Here is a 17,737-nt window from a genome sequence, read left to right as displayed (position 1 = left end):
GCGCGCAGACCTGCACGGACGGCGAGGAAGCGTTGCTTCAGGGTGACGGTGAACATGTTCAGTCCTTTTTCACGTGAAGGCCGCATTCCTTGGAGGTTGGGTCTTCCCACCACCAGCGTCCGGCCCGGACGTCCTCGCCGACGGCAACGCCACGGGTGCAGGGGGCGCAACCGATGCTCGGGAAGAACTGATCGTGCAGGGCGTTATAGGGCACCTCGTTCAGGCGCAGATAGGCCCAGACCTCGGCCTCGGTCCAGTCGGAGAGCGGATTGAGCTTCTCCAGACCATTGCCCGCGTCGAACTCGCGCAGCGGCAGGCCGCTACGGGTTGTGGACTGGGCTGCGCGCTGACCGGTCACCCATGCCTTCTTGCCCGCCAGCGCGCGGCGCAGGGGCTCGACCTTACGCACCTGGCAGCAGGCCTTGCGCAAGTCGACGGAGTCGTAGAATGCGTTGATGCCCTCGGTGCGAACGTAGTGTTCAACCGCGGTAGCATCGGGAAAGAACACCTTGAGGCGAGTGCGATAGCGCTGCTCGACCTCGCCCATCAGCTTGTAGGTTTCGGCGGGCAGGCGTCCGGTGTCGAGCGAGAAGATTTCGACCTGCAGCTTGCGGCTGAGGATGATGTCGGTGAGCACCATGTCTTCGGCGCCAAAACTGTTGGCGAAGGTCACTTCGCCTTCGCTGCCGAGTTCGGCCACCACCGCCTGCAGCAGGTCAACGACCGCAGCGGTCTTGGCTACGACGCTTTCGCGCAGTTCCGGGGTGAGTTCGGGGTGGGTGGCCGGGTTGCGCGGTGCGCCACCGGTGCCGGGGCGCAACATGGAGACGCTTGCGTTCATGCTGCCACCTTGCGCGCTAGCCGGCGGAACAGGGGCTCCGCACGATCCACCGCACCCTGGTAGGGTTCGGCGAAATCCCTGAAGCTCTCCAGTGCGATCTTGAGCTGCTCGGGGGTGTAACGACCGGCGGCCGGCTGCAGCGCGTCGAAACCGCAGCGTGTCAGGAAGAAGAACTGGTCGCGCAACACTTCGCCGACTGCACGCAGCTCGCCGCCATAACCGTGGCGGGCGCGTAGCAGGGTGGCGATGGAGTAGCCGCGACCGTCTGCGAACTTGGGGAAGTCGACCGCGATCAACTGCAGGCGCAGCAGATCGTCGGCAAGAGCCGCCGGGTCTTCGGTGCCGGCGAGCCACACGCCCAGCACGCCGGCTTCAGCCTGCGCGCCAAGCGCTTCGCGGCGGGCGAGCCAGACTGCGAGCGGCACGATCACGCGGCCGGCGGGCAGTTCTGCAGTGGCTGCATCCTCGCCGTCGGCGAGACGGACCACGGTCCAGTCATCCTCATGGATGACGCCGTTCTTGATGATCTCAGACATGGGCTTGTTTCCTTTCTTCGCGGTCTGCATAGACCTGCGTCTTGAACGGTTCTGCGCCGACACGGCGGACGGTATCGATGAAGCGCTCGTCGTCGTGACGGTTGGTGGTATAGGTCTGGACCAGCGAGCTGACGACGTCCGGCATTTCGTCTGCGGCGAAGGACGGGCCGATGACCTTGCCGAGCGAGGTGTCGTTGCCCTGGTCGCCACCGATGCTTACCTGGTACCACTCCTGGCCGTTCTTATCCACGCCGAGCACGCCGATGTGACCGACGTGGTGGTGACCACAGGCATTCATGCAGCCGGAGATGTTGATCTCGATCTCGCCGATGTCGTGCAGGTAGTCGAGGTCGTCGAAGCGGGCCTGGATGGCGTTGGCGATCGGGATCGACTTGGCATTGGCCAAGGCACAGAAATCGCCGCCGGGGCAGGCAATGATGTCGGTCAGCAGGCCGATGTTCGGGGTGGCGAGACCGGCCTTGCGCGCGCCTTCCCAGGCTGCGAACAGGTCTGACTGTCTGACATCGGCCAGCACCAGGTTCTGCTCGTGGGTGACACGGACTTCGCCGAAGCTGAAGGCGTCGGCAAGGGCGGCCACGCTGTCGAGCTGATCGGCGGTGATGTCGCCCGGCGCAATGCCGGGTTTCTTCAGCGACAGCACCACACTGGCGTAGCCAGGCTGCTTGTGGGCGCGCACGTTGCGTCTGGCCCAGGCTGCGAATGCCTTGTTTGCCGCCAGTTGGGCGGTGTAGCCCGCGTCGGATGCCGGCAGCGTCTCGTAGGACGGATCGACGAAGTGGTCGGCGACGCGGTGCACTTCTTCAGCGGTCAGTGTGGCCGGGCCGTCCTTGAGGTGGGCGAACTCCGCCTCGACCTGGCTGCGGAAGGCGTCGATGCCGAGCGCTTTCACCAGGATCTTGATGCGGGCCTTGTAGGCATTGTCGCGGCGACCGTTGAGGTTATAGACACGCAGGATGGCCTCGCAGTAGCTGAGGATGTCCTGCCACGGCACGAAGGACGAGATCTCTTCACCGATGATCGGCGTACGGCCGAGGCCGCCACCCACCAGCACGCGAAAACCGATCTTGCCTTCGGCGTTGCGCTTGAGATCGAGGCCGATGTCGTGCACCTGGATGACCGCGCGGTCTTCCTTCGCTCCGTTGACGGCGATCTTGAACTTGCGCGGCAGAAAGGCGAACTCGGGGTGAAAGGTACTCCATTGACGCACGATCTCGCACCACGGGCGCGGATCGATCTCCTCGTCGGCGGCGACGCCGGCAAAGGGGTCGGAGGTGACGTTGCGGATGCAGTTGCCCGAGGTCTGAATGGCGTGCATCTGCACGGTGGCCAGCTGGGCGAGGATCTCCGGCACATCTTCCAGCTTCGGCCAGTTGAACTGCATGTTCTGGCGCGTAGTGAAGTGGCCGTAACCGCGGTCGTAGGTGCGTGCGATATGGCCGAGCATGCGCACCTGTTCGGCGCGCAGATTGCCGTAAGGCACGGCGATACGCAGCATCGGTGCGTAGCGCTGGATGTAGAGGCCGTTCTGCAGGCGCAGCGGACGGTATTCGTCCTCGCCGAGCTCGCCTGCCAGATAGCGTTGCGTCTGATCGCGGAACTGGGCAACCCGTTCATCCACAATGCGCTGATCGTATTCGTCGTATTGGTACATCACGTCTCTCTGGTTGCGGTCGGCGCCGCCCTAGCGGGGCCAGCCTTGCATCTGCTTTACGAGCGCCTGGCGGATGCAGCCGCAGGGCGATCTCATGTTGCGTTGCATCGTAGTCGGGATGTTTAGGTTCATAAAGAGGGTTTGCGTTAGACTTTAAGAAGAATTGGTTATTTAGAGATTGCCATGAACCTGCAGCAACTGCGTTACATCCATGAAGTGGCCCGGCGTGGTCTCAACGTTTCCGATGCCGCTGATGCCCTGTTTACCTCGCAACCCGGCGTCTCCAAGCAGATCCGCCTGCTCGAGGCCGAACTCGGTATCGAGATCTTTGCGCGTCATGGCAAACGTCTGGTGGCGGTGACCGAGCCTGGTCGGGCCGTGCTGGGCATTGCCGAGCGCATGCTCGCCGACATGGACAACCTGCAGCAGGTCGGCCAGGAGTTCGCCAACGAGCATGCGGGCAGCCTCTCGATTGCGACCACGCACACTCAGGCGCGCTATGCCTTGCCGCGGGTGATCCGTGACTTCATGCGCCGCTACCCGCAGGTCAAGCTCTCGCTGCACCAGGGCAACCCCCGTCAGGTGTGCGAGATGGTGCTCGACGGCACGGCCGACATCGCGCTCGCGACCGAGGCGATCTCGGAGTACGACGAACTGGTGATGCTGCCCTGCCACCAGTGGAACCGCTGTGTGGTCGCCGCGCCCCGGCACCCGATCCTGAAGGAGCAGCCGCTGACGCTGGAGGCGATTGCCCGTTACCCGCTGATCACCTACGACGACGCCTTCACCGGACGTGGCCAGATCAACAAGGCATTTCTCGGGCGTGGTCTCAAGCCCAACCTGGTGCTGACCGCAATCGACTCAGATGTGATCAAGACGTATGTGGCGATGGACCTCGGGATCGGCATTCTCGCGCGCATGGCCTACGACCCCGCAGTGGACCGCGATCTCGGCATGATCGACGCCGCCCACCTGTTCGAATCCAGCACCACCCGCATCGGACTGCGCCGCCGTGCGTGGCTGCGCGGTTATGTGTACGCCTTCATCGAGGGCTTCGCGCCCCACCTCACGCGACGCATGGTCGAAACGGCCTTGAGTGGCACGGCGGACAACTACCAGCTCTAGGAGGCGATCTCCCCGAAGCGCTCCGCTGCCGCGCTCGCCAGACAGAGCATCAGCGCGACACGTGCTTTCGAGGGCGACAGGGTGCCCGCGTGGAGCAGGCCCGCAGGGCCATGCCCCGCGCCGACGCTCCCCTGTGCAACCCGGCTGGCGCGAACCACTGCGCAGCCGCTCGCGATCGCGCGTTCGACGGCCGGCAGCCAGCTGTCGGGCAGGCTGCCGTGGCCTGCACAGGCCAGCACGGCACCGCGCAGCCCGGCGTCGACCGCGGCGTCGAGGAGCATGGGCGAGGCGCCGGCCGTGAGGTAGAAGACTTCCACCGCGAGCGGCCAACGCGCAGCATCGACGGCTGCCAGGGGCAGCACGCCGCGGTCGAAGTCAGCGGATGGGCGGCTCAGACGCGGCGGGTTGGCCCAGCCCAGCGCACCGGTTTCGGGACAGCCGACGCCTTCCACGGCCCGCGTGTGCCACTTGCTCACCTCGCGCGCGGCGAAGACGCGGTCGTTGACGGCGACCAGGGTGCCGAGGCCGCGAAAGCCGGCAGATCCGGCCACGCTGACCGCAGAGAAGAGATTCATCGGTCCGTCCGCAGAGAGTGCGGTGGCCGGACGCATGGCGGCGGTCAGAACCACCGGCTTGTCCGTGCTGAGCGTCAGATGGAGGAAGAAGGCAGTTTCCTCCAGCGTGTCGGTGCCGTGGGTGATGACGATGCCGTCGATGTCGCTCTGCTCGGCGAGACTTTGCACCCGCCGCGCCAGGGCGAGCCAGTGCGCGGGGGTCATGTCCTTGCTGTCGAGCGCGAACAGCGTTTCAGGCTGGATGTCTGCGATCGCTTCGAGGCCGGGAACGGCTTCGAGCAGCGCCGCGACCTTGATCGCGCCGGCCGCATAACCCGTGGTATCGCTTGCTGACGCCGCTGCGCCTGCGATCGTGCCACCGGTGGCGATCAGTGCAATGCTGGGCTTGCGATTCATTCGAGTGGTTCGTCGTTGGGGTTTCTGAACAGCGCCCGCATGGCATCGGACAGCGGAAATTCAAGGTTCAGGCCGTGCGCGGGGATGGGTTGTGTAAACCATTGCGCATAGAGTCTTTCAGCTTCGCCACTGCGCATGCTCGCGATGATTGCCTCATCGACGACACGCTTGAAGGCGAGATCGCCCTTTTTGAGCATGCAGGCGTAGGCCTCGAAGGATTTCGGTTTGCCGGTGACGTGCCAGTCTGCGGGCCTTGCCGCCTTGGCACGGGCACCGTACAGGAGCGCATCGTCCATCATGTAGGCGCTCGCGCGTCCTGCCTCCAGGGTGGCGAAAGCGTCATCGTGGTCGCGTGCCGACAGTATCGTCATTGCGGTCTCGCGTTCGGCATTGAGCCGATACAGCAACTGGTCCGACGTTGTGCCGGCGGTGGTCACCACACGCTGGCCGCCCAGGTCATCGAAATCGTTAATCTTGCTGTTGCTGCGGGTCAGGAGCCGGGTGCCAGCGATGAACAGGGTGTTGGAAAACGTCGCAAGGCGCTCGCGGTCTCGATTGTGCGTCGTCGAGCCGCACTCTAGGTCAATGCGCCCGCTGTCGACCAGCAGGAAGCGATTCTGCGAGGTGATCGGCACCAGCCTTATTTCGATCTTCTTCAGTCCGAGATGGCGCCGCACCGCTTCCACGATTCGAAGCGCAAATTCGTGCGAGTAGCCCTGCACCTTGCCGTTTGCGTCGAGGTAGGAGAATGGCGCGGAGGATGCACGGTAGCCAAGGTGAATGACGCCTTCGGCCTGAATGCGGTCGAGCGTGCCGGGCGCCGCAAGGGATGCCGTAGCGACGAGAAGCGGGCCCAGCAGGAGGGCAAGCCGGAAGAAGCGGTTCATGCGATCGGGTCGGTTCGGGTAGGTCTGCAGTGTAGCCGCTCGCGGACGAAGCTCGAAGTGCGCCCTGCTCAGTCCCGGAACGCGATGATGCGACGTTCGCGTTCCTGCTCAAGCAGGCGGGCGGCGGCATCGGAGGGCACGCCAAGCGTTTCGAGTACCGACCCTGCGAGCTTGAGGCTCGACTCCAGCGTTTCCGGCACCACCGAGCTGGCGCCTGCCTCGCGCAGGGCCAGTGCATGTTTTTCGTCGCGCGCACGGGCGATGATGCGGATGTGCGGCATGGTCTGGCGTACGCCCTTGACCGCATGGATGGCGGCGGCGACATGGTCCATCGTCAGCACCACCGCCTGCGCCCGGTCCAGGCGCAGGCGGCGCAGCAGTTCGGGCCGGCTGGCGTCGCCGTAGATGACAGGCACGCCATCCTTGCGTTGCCGTGCGACGAGTTTGGCATCGCTCTCGATGGCCAGGTGCGGCACGCCCTGTTCAGCCAGCAGTTGCCCGACCATCTGCCCGACGCGACCATAGCCGGCGATGATGACGTGGCCGCGCATCTCACCGAATTCGTCGGTATCGAGCGTTTCGCGCTGAACCTGACGGCGCTCGAAATGGGCGCCGATCATGCTCCCGAGGCGAGCCACGAGCGGGGCTGCAAGCATGCTCAGGCCGACCACGAGAAGCATGAACTGCCCTGTGTCGCGCGGCAGGACGTTGAAGGACAGCGCCAGTCCGATCACGATGAAGGCGAACTCGCTGCCCTGACCGAGCAGCAGTCCGCCCTCGGCCGCACGTCCCCAGGTGAGACCGAACGCGCGCAGCAGAAAGAAGATGATGGCGCCCTTGATCAGGATCAGTCCGACCACGGACAGTGGCGTCCACAGCGGCTCCGCGACCAGCGCGCGGAGGTCGATGCCCATGCCGACCGAGAGGAAGAAGAGGCCCATCAGCAGGCCCTTGAAGGGCTCGATGGTGACCTCGACCTCGTGCCTGAACTCGGTTTCTGCAATGATCAGGCCCGCCAGCAGCGCGCCCAGTGCCATCGACAGTCCTGCGGCCCAGGTGAGCGCTGCAACGCCCAGGGTGGACAGCAGGGTGAGCGCCATGAAGGTGTCAGGCTGGCGGTTTGCCGCAATCTGATGGAATACCGGGCGCACGACCCGGCGTCCGACAAGATAGATCACCCCGACCGTTACCAGCCCCTTGACCGCAGCGGTCCCGAGCAGCACGCCGAAACTGCCGCCGCCGTCGTTGGCGCCAAGGATGCTGATCAGGACAAGCAGCGGCACCACGGCCAGATCCTGCAGCAGCAGGATGGCAAAGGCCGCCTGTCCGAGTGGCGTGCCCAGTTCGCGGCGCTGGATCAGCAACTGCATCACGATGGCGGTTGACGAGAAGGCCAGCGCGAGACCGAGCACGACCGAGGCTTCGGTGCCATGTTCGAACCAGGCTGCCACAACGACGATCACGAGCGCAGTGAGCCCGACCTGAAGGCTGCCAAGACCGAACACCAGCTTGCGCATCGACCACAGGCGATCGATCGACATCTCGAGTCCGATCATGAACATGAGGAAGATCACCCCGAGTTCGGCAAGGGTCTCGACGTCGTCCTGGCGCGAAAAGGTGACGTAACTCAGCCAGGGCGCACTTTCGCTGAAACTCGCCAGTCCGTAAGGGCCAAGGAGTGTCCCTACGGCCAGAAAGCCGAGTACCGGATTGATGCGCAGCCGCGCCAGGAGCGGAATCAGGATTCCCGACAAGGCGAGAAAGAGGATGGTCTCCTTCAGGAACGGGAAGGCGGCGTGTGCTTCCATGAATGTGCTGCGACTTTGTCGTTGGTGTGCCTTGCAGTGTAATGCAAGCCCGCTGTGTGTCGGGGGGCTGCGCTGTGCGGAAACGCATCTCAGGGGGGGCGCGCATCAAAGCTGGCAGCATTGCGGAGTATGACGTTGGTGTCGTTTCTTGTGCCGCGGCACTTGGCTGAATGCGGAATTGCTGCGCCAGAGGGAGGATTTAACGGCTTTTTTAGCGCTTTCTGCATACATTACGTATCTGATCACCTTACTCCGGATGCCCTGCGAGTCATGAACAGCCGATTTTCCCGTTCCATTCGAATTGCGGCTTTGCCGCTGCTTCTGGCGTTGGCGCTTCCGGTTCAGGCGGACACGGTCGAGGCGAGCCGGTACTACGAGGACGGTCTGTCCCGTTTCAGCAAACAGGATCTGCCGGGCGCGATCATTCAGCTCAAGAACGCGTTGCAGCAGGATCGAAACATGCTCGCTGCGCATCTGCTGCTGGCCAAAGCCTATCTCGCAGATGGCGACGTGGGGCCGGCCGAGGTGGCGTTTCGCGAAGCGCTGAAACTGGGAGTGAATCGTGCGGAAGTGGCGGTGCCGCTGGGACGGATCTATCTGATGCAGGGCAGGCCTCAGGCGCTGATCGACGCCATTCCCGCAGACGGCCTGCCTGCTGCGACGCGACTCGAAGTGCTGGTGCTGCGAGGCAAGGCCTACGCTGCGCTGGGCAAGCCTGCCGAGGCCACGAGCGCCTTCGCCGATGCACGTGCGATCGACCCCGCTTCGGTCATGCCGCTGGTGGCCGAAGTGCCGGTTCTGCTCGCTGCGGGAAAGGAGGCGGCTGCCCGGGACATGGCAAGTCGCGCAGTCGAGCTGGCGCCGGGCAGCGCTGAAGTGCTGAATGCGCGTGCCTCGGTTGCACATGCGGCAGGAAAGCTGGCGGATGCACTCAGCGACTACGAACGGGCGATCGCGGTGCAGCCCGACTACCTGGATGCGCGCGTGGCGCGCGCCGGCATCCTGATCGATCTTGGTCGTGATCCGGAGGCCGACAAGGATCTCACCGCGCTCGCGGCGCTCGCGCCGGCGGAGCCCCGTGTAGCGTATCTGCGTGCGCTGCTTGCTGGCCGGCGAGGTGATACGCAGGCCGCGGCTTCGCATCTCGAAAACGTCGCACGGCTGGTCGATGCGCTGCCAGCGGAATGGGTTGCCGGCCAGGAGCAGCTGCTGATGACCGGTGCGCTGGCACATCACGCCGGGCGGCAGTATGAAAAGGCACGCAAGTACCTTGATGTGCTGACGTCGCGCTATCCGCGCAATGTGGGGGCGCGCAAGCTGCTTGCTGCCGTTTATGTCGATACTGCTGATTATCCACGCGCGATAAGCCTGCTGGAGCATGTGCTGCGGGCGCAGCCGGACGATCCCCAGGCGCTGCACCTGCTTGGCCGGGCCTATCTCGGCCAGCAGCGGTATTCCAAGGCTTCCGGCCCGCTCGAACGCGCGCTTGCACTCGGTGGCAGCGATGCGGGTTTGCAGGCATCCCTGGGTTTCAGCCAGTTGGGTGAGGGCAAGTCGGACGCTGCGGCCGGCAATCTGCAGGCCGCGTTCGACAAGGCGCCCGGTGACCTTACGCTCGCAATGCCGCTTGCGAACCTGTACATGCGCCAAGGCGACATCAAGATGGCGCTCACCGTTGCGCAGCGTCTGAATGACGCCCTTCCGCGCAACCCGGCGGCGCTCAACCTGCTGGGGGTCGTGAAAGGAGCGAGCGCAGACCTTGCCGGCGCGCGTCTCGCCTATACGGCGGCCCTGCAGCACGATGCGGGTTTCATGTCCGCACGCCTGAATCTTGCGCGCCTCGATGTTGAGGAGGGGCGTTTCGCCGAAGCCAGGAAAGTGTACGCCGAGATCCTGCGTGCCAACAGGCGCGATGCGACTGCGATGTACGAATCAGCCTTGCTCGAGCGGCGTGCGGGCCGACTCGATGAGGCGCTGCGCTGGAGCGAAAAGGCCGCAGCAGAGCAGCCCAGTGACGCGAAAATCGGCTTGGGTTTAGTCGAACTGCGCTCGGCCACGGGTGACAAGCTGGGCGCCCGGGATGCCGCTCGTGCGCTCTCGGTTCGGCAGCGAGACGATCTGGCCGTGCTTGACGCGCTTGCGCGCACCGAGATCGATGTCGGTGCGCTCAAGGCTGCGCAGCAGGTGCTCAAGGACATGACGCGCCTGGCCGAATACGATCCGGCTGCGCTGGTCAGGGTTGGCTATCTGCAGCTGGCAGCGTCTGACCTCGGCGGCGCAGCCTACAGCGCACAAAAGGCCCTTCAGGGGCGGGCGAAGGATGCTGGCGCGATGATCCTCGCGACCGAGGCGGCCCTGGCGACGAAGGACTTCGACGGAGCCGAAAAGCGGGTCGCCGCGCTGCGCGCCGCACACCCTTCGAACGCAAAGGGACTCCTGCTGGCGGGCGACATCGCCCTCGCGCGCAAGGACTTCAAGGCGGCGGCAGACGCGTATCGGCAGGCATTTGCATTGACACCTTCGACCGAGTCCGTGCTGCGGCAGGTCAATGTCTTCATCGCACAGCGTGATCCGAAAGGCGGGGCCCCCCTGCTCAAGCAGTGGCTCAAGACGCACCCGGACGACGACCTGGCCAGACGGGCGCTGGCCGACCTCCACGCGCAGGCGCGAGACTGGCCCGCAGCGAAGAGCGAGTACATGAAGCTCGTGGCGAAGGACGGTGCCGATGCCAGCGTTTATAACAATCTTGCCAATGTCTTGATCGAGTTGCGCGACCCGGCTGCAATCTCGATGGCCGAGCAGTCGGTCGCCCGTGCGCCGGAAAGCGGAAATGCACGCGATACGCTGGGTTGGGCGCTCGCGCGGGAAAGGCGCTTCGACGAGGCATTGCCTCATTTGCGTGAGGCCCGCTTGCGCATGCCCGACAGCGCAGATATCAAATGGCATCTCGGCTACGTGCTGGCACAAATAGGCAAGCAGGCAGAGGCACGGCGGGAACTCGAATCCGCCCTCGCAAATGGGCGGGTCTTTGACGGTGAGCCGGAGGCGCGCGAACTGCTGCGCAAGGTCAGTCGCTAAGGAAACGCAATAAATGTCGAAAAATTTTACATCGGCACTTTTGTTGTGTTTTGTTGCGAATTTAAGTTGTTGAAAAATATAAGAACCTGAGTTCTGGCGCGAATTTTGCTCGAAATTGCCTAAACGTAGAGGACCCCAAAATGAAAAATTACACTGCAGTTGCGCTTCTTGTGTCGGGGCTTTCGGGCTTCAGTGGGGCTGCGTCGGCCGCCTGGAACTGGGATTTGAGCTGCGGGAGTTTTGCCTGTAGCCAGACGAGCTCCGCTTCGCAAACGAGTAATCCCGTGGGGGGGCCGTCTGTCACCGTCACAGGCTGGAGCGGCACCAATTCGGGCAGTGCGCTTGCTCAGGGCTACATCGAGAGCTGGAATGGGGTCGGCGTTCAGTACAGTGGCGAGTCGTCTGCGAGTCCGAATCATGCGATGGACAATAAGGACAAGTTCGAATCCGTGCTGCTGGATTTCGGCGCGGATGTCCAGCTTGATTCCGTTGGCTTGGGTTGGGTATACAACAACGATAGCAGGCGCTCTGACTTCTTCGTTCTTGCATACACCGGATCAACTGCGTTCAGCGGCGACCTGACGGGCAAGAGTTACTCCGATCTGCTGTCGCTCGGCAGCGGATGGACGCTGGTCGGAAACTATGGCGGTAGCGGTCAGGGAGGCTATACGCTGAGTCCCGGCGCGACCTATTCCAGTTTCTGGCTAATCGGTGCGGGCGCGGTGAGCGGCACCTCGGTCGGGTATGGCAGCAACAACTATTACGACTACATGAAGGTCGCCAGTGTTGGGGGGAGCGCGAAGCCGCCGTCGCATGACAACAAGGTTCCCGAGCCGGGCTCACTCGCGCTGGCAGGGCTCGGTGTGCTGGGCTTGATCGGCATGCGCCGTCGCAAGTCCGAGCGCTGAGCCGAGCAATGCATCATCCAGAACGGCGCCGTTGGGGCGCCGTTTTTCGTTGACTCAGTCTGCGGCCTGCTCGCCTTCCTCCTGCTGTTGCAGCATCCACATCTGCGCGTAGGCACCCGCACGTGCGAGCAGTGCGCCATGCCTGCCGCGCTCCACGATGCAGCCCTGATCAAGCACGATGATCTCGTCGGCGTTCATGACGGTCGAGAGCCGGTGTGCAATGACCAGTGCGGTGCGGCCGCTCGCGGCCAGTTCGATCTGCGCCTGAATGGCTTTTTCCGTTTTCGAGTCGAGGGCTGATGTGGCTTCGTCGAAAATCAGGATCGCGGGATTCTTGAGCAGGGCGCGGGCGATGGCGACGCGCTGCTTCTCGCCGCCCGAGAGCTTCAGTCCGCGCTCGCCCACGCGTGTTTCGTAACCGTCGGGCAGGCGCTGGATGAATTCGGTCAGCTGGGCGGCGCGCGCGGCGGCGTCGACCTCTTCGCGGCTGGCGCTCGGACGGCCATACTGGATGTTGTAGAACAGGGTGTCGTTGAACAGCACGGTGTCCTGCGGAACGATCCCGATCGCCGCGTGAAGGCTGTCCTGGGTGAGCTGCCGCAGGTCATGACCGTTGACCCGGATGGCGCCCGACTGCACGTCGTAGAAGCGGTACAGCAGGCGCGCAAGCGTCGATTTGCCTGACCCCGAGTGTCCGACGATGGCGACCGTGCGCCCGGCGGGTACTTCGAAATCGAGGTCGTGCAGGATGGGGCGCTTGGCATCGTAGGCAAAGCCGACGTGCTCAAAGCGCACGCTCGCCGGCCCGGGCGGCAGGGTGAGTGCATCGGGCGCGTCGGCGATCTCCTGGTGCTCGTGCATGAGCCCGAACATGCGCTCGATGTCGGTGAGTGCCTGACGCAGCTCGCGATACATCATTCCAAGGAAATTGAGCGGGATATAGAGCTGGATCATGAAGGCATTGACCAGCACGATGTCGCCGATGGTCATTGCGCCGCTTGCGACCCGGGTCGCCGCCTGCCACATCATCGCCGTTACCCCGACCGCAATGATCGCGGCCTGCCCGACATTGAGTCCCGAAAGTGAATACTGGTTGGTGATCTGCGCCGACGTCCATTTGGCGAGCTCCTGATCATACCGGGCGGCCTCGTAGGCTTCGTTGTTGAAGTACTTCACCGTTTCGTAGTTGATCAGGCTGTCGATGGCCCGCGCATTGGCGGCCGAGTCGAGCTCATTGGCCTGTCGCCGCAGCGCTGTCCGCCAGTTGGTGACCTTGACCGTGAAGATGATGTAAGCCGTCAGGGTCGCCAGCGTGATGAGCGCAAACACGGCGTCGTACTCCACCAGCAGGATGCCCATGACGAGGCCGATTTCGACTAGCGTGGGCAGAATCGAGTACAGGGTGTAGCTGATCAGGGAGTTGATGGAGCGGGTGCCGCGTTCGATGTCGCGGGTGAGGCCGCCGGTCTGGCGCTCGAGATGGAAGCGCAGGCTGAGGGCGTGCAGATGACGGAACAGTTGCAGGGTGATCTCGCGTACAGCCTGCTGCGTGACCCGTGCAAACACGATCTGCCGCAACTCGGTGAACAGCGACGTGGAAAAGCGCAGCACGCCGTAAGCCAGCAGCACTGCTGCAGGAACCACGATGAGGGCCTGCCCATCGGTCAGTGTCAGTGCGTCGATCAGATGCTTGAAGGTGATCGGAACTGTGACGTTGGCGCCCTTGGCTGCCAGCAGGCACGAAAGGGCAAAGATCACCCGGTACTTGTACGCCCAGATGAAGGGCATGAGATTTTTGATCGTTTGCCAGTCCCTGCGTTCGCCGGTTTCGGGGGCGGGGAGTGCGGTCGCGGAGGCGCGTCTCATTGAATGGGGTGGTCCTGTTGTGTGATCGGGAGGGCGCGACTACAGCGTGTGATCGTCCAGCGCGAGCCTTGCGGCCAGCCCGATGAAGAGCACGCCCGCCATGCGCTCGAGCCAGATGCTCGCCCGTCCATGGCGCGCCAGCGCCCTGCCGAGTGTCCCTGCTGCGTATGCAATCGCACCGAACACGAAGATGGTCTGTAACGCGAAGACCGCGCCGAGCGCGATCATCTGTGCGGTTGCTCCGCCGTCCTCCGCGCGCACGAATTGTGGCAGGAAAGCGAGGAAGAAGAGCGCGACTTTCGGATTGATGGCGTTTGCAATGAAGCCCCTGCGCACCTGGCTCGCCCATGGGGCGGGCGTGCCGTCGCCATTGCGCACGACCTGCGCAACACGTGCGTTGATCAGGGTCTGGATGCCGATCCAGCACAGATAGCCGGCACCCGCCAGTTTGAGGGCGGCAAACACGGTCGGAGACGACGCCAGTGCCGCACTCACGCCAAGCGCTGCCCACAGCGTATGTGTGAAGCACCCCAGCGCGCATCCCACCGCGATGCCGAACCCGGCGGCGCGGCCGCGCGCAAGGCTCTGCCCCAGGACCATGAGGTTGTCTGGCCCGGGAGCGAGCGTAATGAGGACAGAGACGGCGAGAAAGGCGGCAAGGGTGTCAAAGGCGGGCATGGGCTGTTCCTGTTCGATCGGGCCATTCTGTTGGTCGCCGGAGTCCTGCGTCAATCCGGTACGAAGAACGCGTCGGCGAACGGCAGATGTCCGCAGAGCGTCTATTTCAAACTTTTTTTGCAGAATGGTTTGACAAGCCGGGAAACCGCCACTATAGTGCGTGGCTTCGCGCTTGGAGGGGTTCCCGAGCGGTCAAAGGGATCAGACTGTAAATCTGACGGCTCTGCCTTCGAAGGTTCGAATCCTTCCCCCTCCACCAAGCACATTTCGTTGTGCTGTTGTAGATTGCGGCACGCGAAGCGGTTGTAGAGAGTCAGCTGGCGTTTGGCATGTGCGGGTGTAGCTCAATGGTAGAGCAGAAGCCTTCCAAGCTTATGACGAGGGTTCGATTCCCTTCACCCGCTCCAGCAGTTTGTTGTAGTACAGGTTTCGGCGCCCTTGTAGCTCAGTGGTAGAGCACTCCCTTGGTAAGGGAGAGGCCACGTGTTCAATCCACGTCAAGGGCACCACATCTATCTGCCTCGTCAAGCGTGACGGTGTCGGAGTCATCGCTTCGAAATTTCTGATTCTGATTAAAAGGTATCGATATGGCTAAGGGTAAGTTTGAGCGTACGAAGCCGCACGTAAACGTTGGCACCATTGGTCACGTTGACCATGGCAAGACCACGCTGACGGCGGCAATCACGACGATTCTGTCGAAGAAGTTCGGTGGCGAGGCCAAGGACTATGCGTCGATCGACAGCGCGCCTGAAGAAAAGGCACGCGGTATTACGATCAACACCGCACACGTCGAGTACGAAACCGAAAATCGTCACTACGCTCACGTTGACTGCCCGGGTCACGCTGACTATGTGAAGAACATGATTACCGGTGCTGCGCAGATGGACGGCGCGATCCTGGTGTGTTCGGCCGCTGACGGTCCGATGCCCCAGACCCGCGAGCACATCCTGCTGGCGCGTCAGGTTGGTGTTCCGTACATCATCGTGTTCCTGAACAAGTGCGACATGGTCGACGACGAAGAGCTGCTTGAGCTCGTCGAGATGGAAGTGCGCGAACTGTTGTCCAAGTACGACTTCCCGGGCGACGACGTGCCCATCATCAAGGGTTCGGCGCTGAAGGCGCTCGAGGGTGACCAGTCGCCGATCGGCGAGCCGGCCATTTTCGAACTGGCTGCTGCGCTTGACAGCTACATCCCGACGCCTGAGCGTGCAATCGACAAGCCCTTCCTGCTGCCGATCGAAGACGTGTTCTCGATCTCAGGCCGCGGTACCGTGGTGACCGGTCGTGTTGAGCGCGGTGTCGTCAAGGTTGGTGAAGAAATCGAAATCGTGGGTATCAAGGCCACGGTCAAGACCACCTGCACCGGTGTTGAGATGTTCCGCAAGCTGCTCGATCAGGGTCAGGCTGGCGACAATGTTGGCGTGCTGCTGCGCGGCACCAAGCGTGAAGACGTCGAGCGTGGCCAGGTGCTGTGCAAGCCGGGTTCGATCAAGCCGCACACCCACTTCACGGGTGAAGTGTATGTTCTGTCGAAGGAAGAGGGCGGTCGTCACACCCCGTTCTTCGCGAACTACCGTCCGCAGTTCTACTTCCGTACCACGGACGTGACCGGTTCGATCACGCTGCCGGAAGGTACCGAGATGGTCATGCCGGGCGATAACGTGTCGATCACCGTCAAGCTGATCGCCCCGATCGCCATGGAAGAAGGTCTGCGCTTCGCAATCCGCGAAGGTGGCCGTACTGTTGGCGCCGGTGTCGTCGCCAAGATCATCGAGTAATCGCCTCGGCGATTGATCGATCAGGAGCGCGTCCGAAAGGATGCGCTTTGTAGTCTCTGCTGCAGGGGTATAGCTCAACTGGCAGAGCGTCGGTCTCCAAAACCGAAGGTTGGGGGTTCGATTCCCTCTGCCCCTGCCATAATTTTTCCGGAAGTCATTACCTCGATGGCCGATAAGTTGAAGTTCGCGCTGGCTCTGGCATTGGTTGCGGCCGGCGTGGTCGGCTTTTACCTCCTGTCAGAGCAGGCTCTGGTACTCCGTGTCCTGAGTGTTCTTGCAGGTCTGGGCGCTGGTCTGGTCGTTGCCTGGTACTCCGAAGCGGGTCGCCGCTTTGTTGAGTTCGCACGTGAGGCGGTTACCGAAACGAAAAAGGTGGTCTGGCCGAGCCGCAAGGAAACGGTACAGACGACCGGCTTGGTTTTCGCCTTCGTTGTGGTAATGGCACTTTTCCTCTGGCTGACCGACAAGAGTCTGGAGTGGGTTCTGTACGACCTGATTCTGGGCTGGAAATGATCATGACAAAGCGCTGGTATGTTGTGCACGCTTATTCGGGCTTCGAAAAGTCCGTTCAGCGTGCGCTGGTTGACCGCATCACCCGCGCCGGAATGCAGGATGCTTTCGGGCAGATTCTGGTGCCGGTCGAAGAAGTGGTGGAGATGAAGGGCGGTCAGAAGAGCATTACTGAGCGCAAGTTCTTCCCGGGCTACGTGCTCGTGGAAATGGAAATGAACGACGAATCCTGGCATCTGGTCAAGTCGACGCCCAAGGTCACCGGCTTTGTCGGTGGTACGGCGAACAAGCCTTCTCCGATCACCGAGAAGGAAGTCGACAAGATCATGCAGCAGATGCAGGAAGGCGTCGAGAAGCCGCGTCCGAAGGTGTTGTTCGAGGCCGGTGAAGTCGTTCGGGTCAAGGAAGGTCCATTTACGGATTTCCATGGCGCCGTCGAAGACGTGAACTACGAAAAGAGCAAGCTGCGGGTGGCGGTGACCATTTTTGGTCGTTCGACGCCGGTAGAACTGGATTTCGCCCAGGTCGAGAAGACCTGAGCGTTCAAAGGCGGGCGCCATGCGCCCGCCATTGCCCGTTCACGCGGGCAATGCGAGGAGCGTCGGCATCGTCGGCGCGCTAGCACTCATCACAGGAGCAAGCCGCAATGGCAAAGAAGATTATTGGTTACATCAAGCTGCAGGTTCCGGCCGGTAAGGCCAACCCCAGTCCCCCGATCGGTCCGGCGCTGGGTCAGCGCGGTCTGAACATCATGGAATTCTGCAAGGCCTTCAATGCCAAGACTCAAGGCATGGAACCCGGTCTGCCGATTCCGGTGGTGATCACCGCCTTCGCTGACAAGAGCTTCACCTTCATCATGAAGACGCCGCCGGCCACGGTTCTGATCAAGAAGGCCGCCGGTATCCAGAAGGGTTCGCCGAAGCCGCATACCGACAAGGTCGGTTCGGTCACCCGTGCGCAGATCGAGGAAATCGCCACCACCAAGATGGCCGATCTCACCGCTGCAAACATGGAAGCCGCCGTGCGTACGATCGCCGGTTCCGCGCGCAGCATGGGCATCACCGTGGAGGGCCTCTAAT

15 protein-coding genes and 4 tRNA genes are annotated in these 17,737 nt (G+C 62.8%); 11 read left to right on the top strand and 8 right to left on the bottom strand.

What is annotated here, in order from left to right; all coding sequences use genetic code 11:
- Positions 1 to 58 precede the first annotated feature (58 nt).
- From CEW87_RS03180 to CEW87_RS03170, 3 genes are read right to left on the bottom strand one after another with little or no spacing between them, the layout of a single operon-like run.
- Entirely contained in the window at positions 59 to 841 is a 783-nt protein-coding gene (locus CEW87_RS03180; RefSeq protein WP_108971408.1) for a phosphoadenylyl-sulfate reductase, read from the bottom strand.
- Positions 838 to 1,377, bottom strand: coding sequence for a DUF934 domain-containing protein (locus CEW87_RS03175; RefSeq protein WP_108971407.1), 540 nt, complete (start codon positions 1,375 to 1,377; stop codon positions 838 to 840). Before CEW87_RS03175 ends, CEW87_RS03180 begins: the two co-directional genes overlap by 4 nt.
- Positions 1,370 to 3,049, bottom strand: a complete 1,680-nt coding sequence (locus CEW87_RS03170; RefSeq protein WP_108971406.1) for a nitrite/sulfite reductase — start codon at positions 3,047 to 3,049, stop codon at positions 1,370 to 1,372. The genes CEW87_RS03175 and CEW87_RS03170 overlap by 8 nt, the downstream gene beginning before the upstream one ends.
- A gap of 183 nt (positions 3,050 to 3,232) precedes the next feature.
- Between CEW87_RS03170 and cysB the strand changes: the two genes are divergently transcribed.
- Positions 3,233 to 4,174: an HTH-type transcriptional regulator CysB gene (gene cysB / locus CEW87_RS03165; protein WP_108949554.1), complete on the top strand. Its 942-nt coding sequence runs from the start codon at positions 3,233 to 3,235 to the stop codon at positions 4,172 to 4,174.
- Here cysB and CEW87_RS03160 read toward each other — a convergent pair.
- The 3 genes from CEW87_RS03160 to CEW87_RS03150 form a co-directional block, all read right to left on the bottom strand.
- Positions 4,171 to 5,145, bottom strand: coding sequence for an asparaginase (locus CEW87_RS03160; protein WP_108971405.1), 975 nt, complete (start codon positions 5,143 to 5,145; stop codon positions 4,171 to 4,173). The two genes, cysB and CEW87_RS03160, sit on opposite strands and share 4 nt — an antisense overlap.
- Positions 5,142 to 6,032: a transporter substrate-binding domain-containing protein gene (locus tag CEW87_RS03155; protein WP_108971404.1), complete on the bottom strand. Its 891-nt coding sequence runs from the start codon at positions 6,030 to 6,032 to the stop codon at positions 5,142 to 5,144. Before CEW87_RS03155 ends, CEW87_RS03160 begins: the two co-directional genes overlap by 4 nt.
- Before the next feature lie 68 nt (positions 6,033 to 6,100).
- On the bottom strand, positions 6,101 to 7,840 hold the full coding sequence (locus tag CEW87_RS03150) for a cation:proton antiporter (protein WP_108971403.1): 1,740 nt from the start codon (positions 7,838 to 7,840) through the stop codon (positions 6,101 to 6,103).
- Positions 7,841 to 8,110: 270 nt separating this feature from the next.
- Here CEW87_RS03150 and prsT point away from each other — a divergent pair, with 270 nt between their 5' ends.
- Positions 8,111 to 10,918 carry an XrtA/PEP-CTERM system TPR-repeat protein PrsT gene (gene prsT / locus CEW87_RS03145; protein WP_159098067.1) on the top strand — a complete coding sequence of 936 codons (2,808 nt, stop codon included), beginning with the start codon at positions 8,111 to 8,113 and terminating at the stop codon, positions 10,916 to 10,918.
- A gap of 140 nt (positions 10,919 to 11,058) precedes the next feature.
- Positions 11,059 to 11,826 carry an exosortase-dependent surface protein XDP1 gene (gene xdp1, locus CEW87_RS03140; protein WP_108971401.1) on the top strand — a complete coding sequence of 256 codons (768 nt, stop codon included), beginning with the start codon at positions 11,059 to 11,061 and terminating at the stop codon, positions 11,824 to 11,826.
- Between the two features lie 54 nt (positions 11,827 to 11,880).
- On the opposite strand, the gene CEW87_RS03135 is transcribed toward xdp1, so the two are convergent.
- Positions 11,881 to 13,692, bottom strand: coding sequence for an ABCB family ABC transporter ATP-binding protein/permease (locus CEW87_RS03135; protein WP_108971400.1), 1,812 nt, complete (start codon positions 13,690 to 13,692; stop codon positions 11,881 to 11,883).
- Positions 13,693 to 13,731: 39 nt separating this feature from the next.
- Positions 13,732 to 14,370, bottom strand: coding sequence for a LysE family translocator (locus CEW87_RS03130; protein WP_108971399.1), 639 nt, complete (start codon positions 14,368 to 14,370; stop codon positions 13,732 to 13,734).
- A gap of 174 nt (positions 14,371 to 14,544) precedes the next feature.
- Here CEW87_RS03130 and CEW87_RS03125 point away from each other — a divergent pair.
- The 8 genes from CEW87_RS03125 to rplK all read left to right on the top strand — a co-directional run bounded on the left by CEW87_RS03125 (position 14,545) and on the right by rplK (position 17,736).
- Positions 14,545 to 14,629, top strand: a tRNA-Tyr gene (locus CEW87_RS03125).
- Positions 14,630 to 14,703: 74 nt separating this feature from the next.
- Positions 14,704 to 14,777: transfer RNA gene (locus CEW87_RS03120), tRNA-Gly, on the top strand.
- A gap of 27 nt (positions 14,778 to 14,804) precedes the next feature.
- A tRNA-Thr gene (locus CEW87_RS03115) sits at positions 14,805 to 14,879 on the top strand.
- 78 nt (positions 14,880 to 14,957) lie between these two features.
- Positions 14,958 to 16,148 carry an elongation factor Tu gene (gene tuf, locus CEW87_RS03110; RefSeq protein WP_108971395.1) on the top strand — a complete coding sequence of 397 codons (1,191 nt, stop codon included), beginning with the start codon at positions 14,958 to 14,960 and terminating at the stop codon, positions 16,146 to 16,148.
- A gap of 63 nt (positions 16,149 to 16,211) precedes the next feature.
- Positions 16,212 to 16,287: transfer RNA gene (locus CEW87_RS03105), tRNA-Trp, on the top strand.
- A gap of 26 nt (positions 16,288 to 16,313) precedes the next feature.
- Entirely contained in the window at positions 16,314 to 16,661 is a 348-nt protein-coding gene (gene secE / locus CEW87_RS03100) for a preprotein translocase subunit SecE (RefSeq protein WP_108949547.1), read from the top strand.
- Between the two features lie 2 nt (positions 16,662 to 16,663).
- Entirely contained in the window at positions 16,664 to 17,197 is a 534-nt protein-coding gene (nusG, locus tag CEW87_RS03095) for a transcription termination/antitermination protein NusG (RefSeq protein ID WP_108976895.1), read from the top strand.
- Positions 17,198 to 17,304: 107 nt separating this feature from the next.
- Positions 17,305 to 17,736, top strand: a complete 432-nt coding sequence (gene rplK, locus CEW87_RS03090) for a 50S ribosomal protein L11 (protein WP_108949545.1) — start codon at positions 17,305 to 17,307, stop codon at positions 17,734 to 17,736.
- The last annotated feature ends 1 nt before the right edge of the window (position 17,737 follow it).

This window comes from Parazoarcus communis, from assembly GCF_003111665.1.
In the GTDB taxonomy this organism is placed as follows: Bacteria; Pseudomonadota; Gammaproteobacteria; order Burkholderiales; family Rhodocyclaceae; genus Parazoarcus; species Parazoarcus communis_B.
Note: the sequence above shows the minus strand (reverse complement) of the source record. Positions and strands in the feature narration are given on the sequence as shown.

Bases quoted from the DNA above. Each gene is read 5' to 3' on its own strand.
- CEW87_RS03180 (WP_108971408.1), bottom strand. From the start codon at position 841: ATGAACGCAAGCGTCTCCATGTTGCGCCCCGGCACCGGTGGCGCACCG.
- CEW87_RS03175 (WP_108971407.1), bottom strand. From the start codon at position 1,377: ATGTCTGAGATCATCAAGAACGGCGTCATCCATGAGGATGACTGGACC.
- CEW87_RS03170 (WP_108971406.1), bottom strand. From the start codon at position 3,049: ATGTACCAATACGACGAATACGATCAGCGCATTGTGGATGAACGGGTT.
- cysB (WP_108949554.1), top strand. From the start codon at position 3,233: ATGAACCTGCAGCAACTGCGTTACATCCATGAAGTGGCCCGGCGTGGT.
- CEW87_RS03160 (WP_108971405.1), bottom strand. From the start codon at position 5,145: ATGAATCGCAAGCCCAGCATTGCACTGATCGCCACCGGTGGCACGATC.
- CEW87_RS03155 (WP_108971404.1), bottom strand. From the start codon at position 6,032: ATGAACCGCTTCTTCCGGCTTGCCCTCCTGCTGGGCCCGCTTCTCGTC.
- CEW87_RS03150 (WP_108971403.1), bottom strand. From the start codon at position 7,840: ATGGAAGCACACGCCGCCTTCCCGTTCCTGAAGGAGACCATCCTCTTT.
- prsT (WP_159098067.1), top strand. From the start codon at position 8,111: ATGAACAGCCGATTTTCCCGTTCCATTCGAATTGCGGCTTTGCCGCTG.
- xdp1 (WP_108971401.1), top strand. From the start codon at position 11,059: ATGAAAAATTACACTGCAGTTGCGCTTCTTGTGTCGGGGCTTTCGGGC.
- CEW87_RS03135 (WP_108971400.1), bottom strand. From the start codon at position 13,692: ATGAGACGCGCCTCCGCGACCGCACTCCCCGCCCCCGAAACCGGCGAA.
- CEW87_RS03130 (WP_108971399.1), bottom strand. From the start codon at position 14,370: ATGCCCGCCTTTGACACCCTTGCCGCCTTTCTCGCCGTCTCTGTCCTC.
- tuf (WP_108971395.1), top strand. From the start codon at position 14,958: ATGGCTAAGGGTAAGTTTGAGCGTACGAAGCCGCACGTAAACGTTGGC.
- secE (WP_108949547.1), top strand. From the start codon at position 16,314: ATGGCCGATAAGTTGAAGTTCGCGCTGGCTCTGGCATTGGTTGCGGCC.
- nusG (WP_108976895.1), top strand. From the start codon at position 16,664: ATGACAAAGCGCTGGTATGTTGTGCACGCTTATTCGGGCTTCGAAAAG.
- rplK (WP_108949545.1), top strand. From the start codon at position 17,305: ATGGCAAAGAAGATTATTGGTTACATCAAGCTGCAGGTTCCGGCCGGT.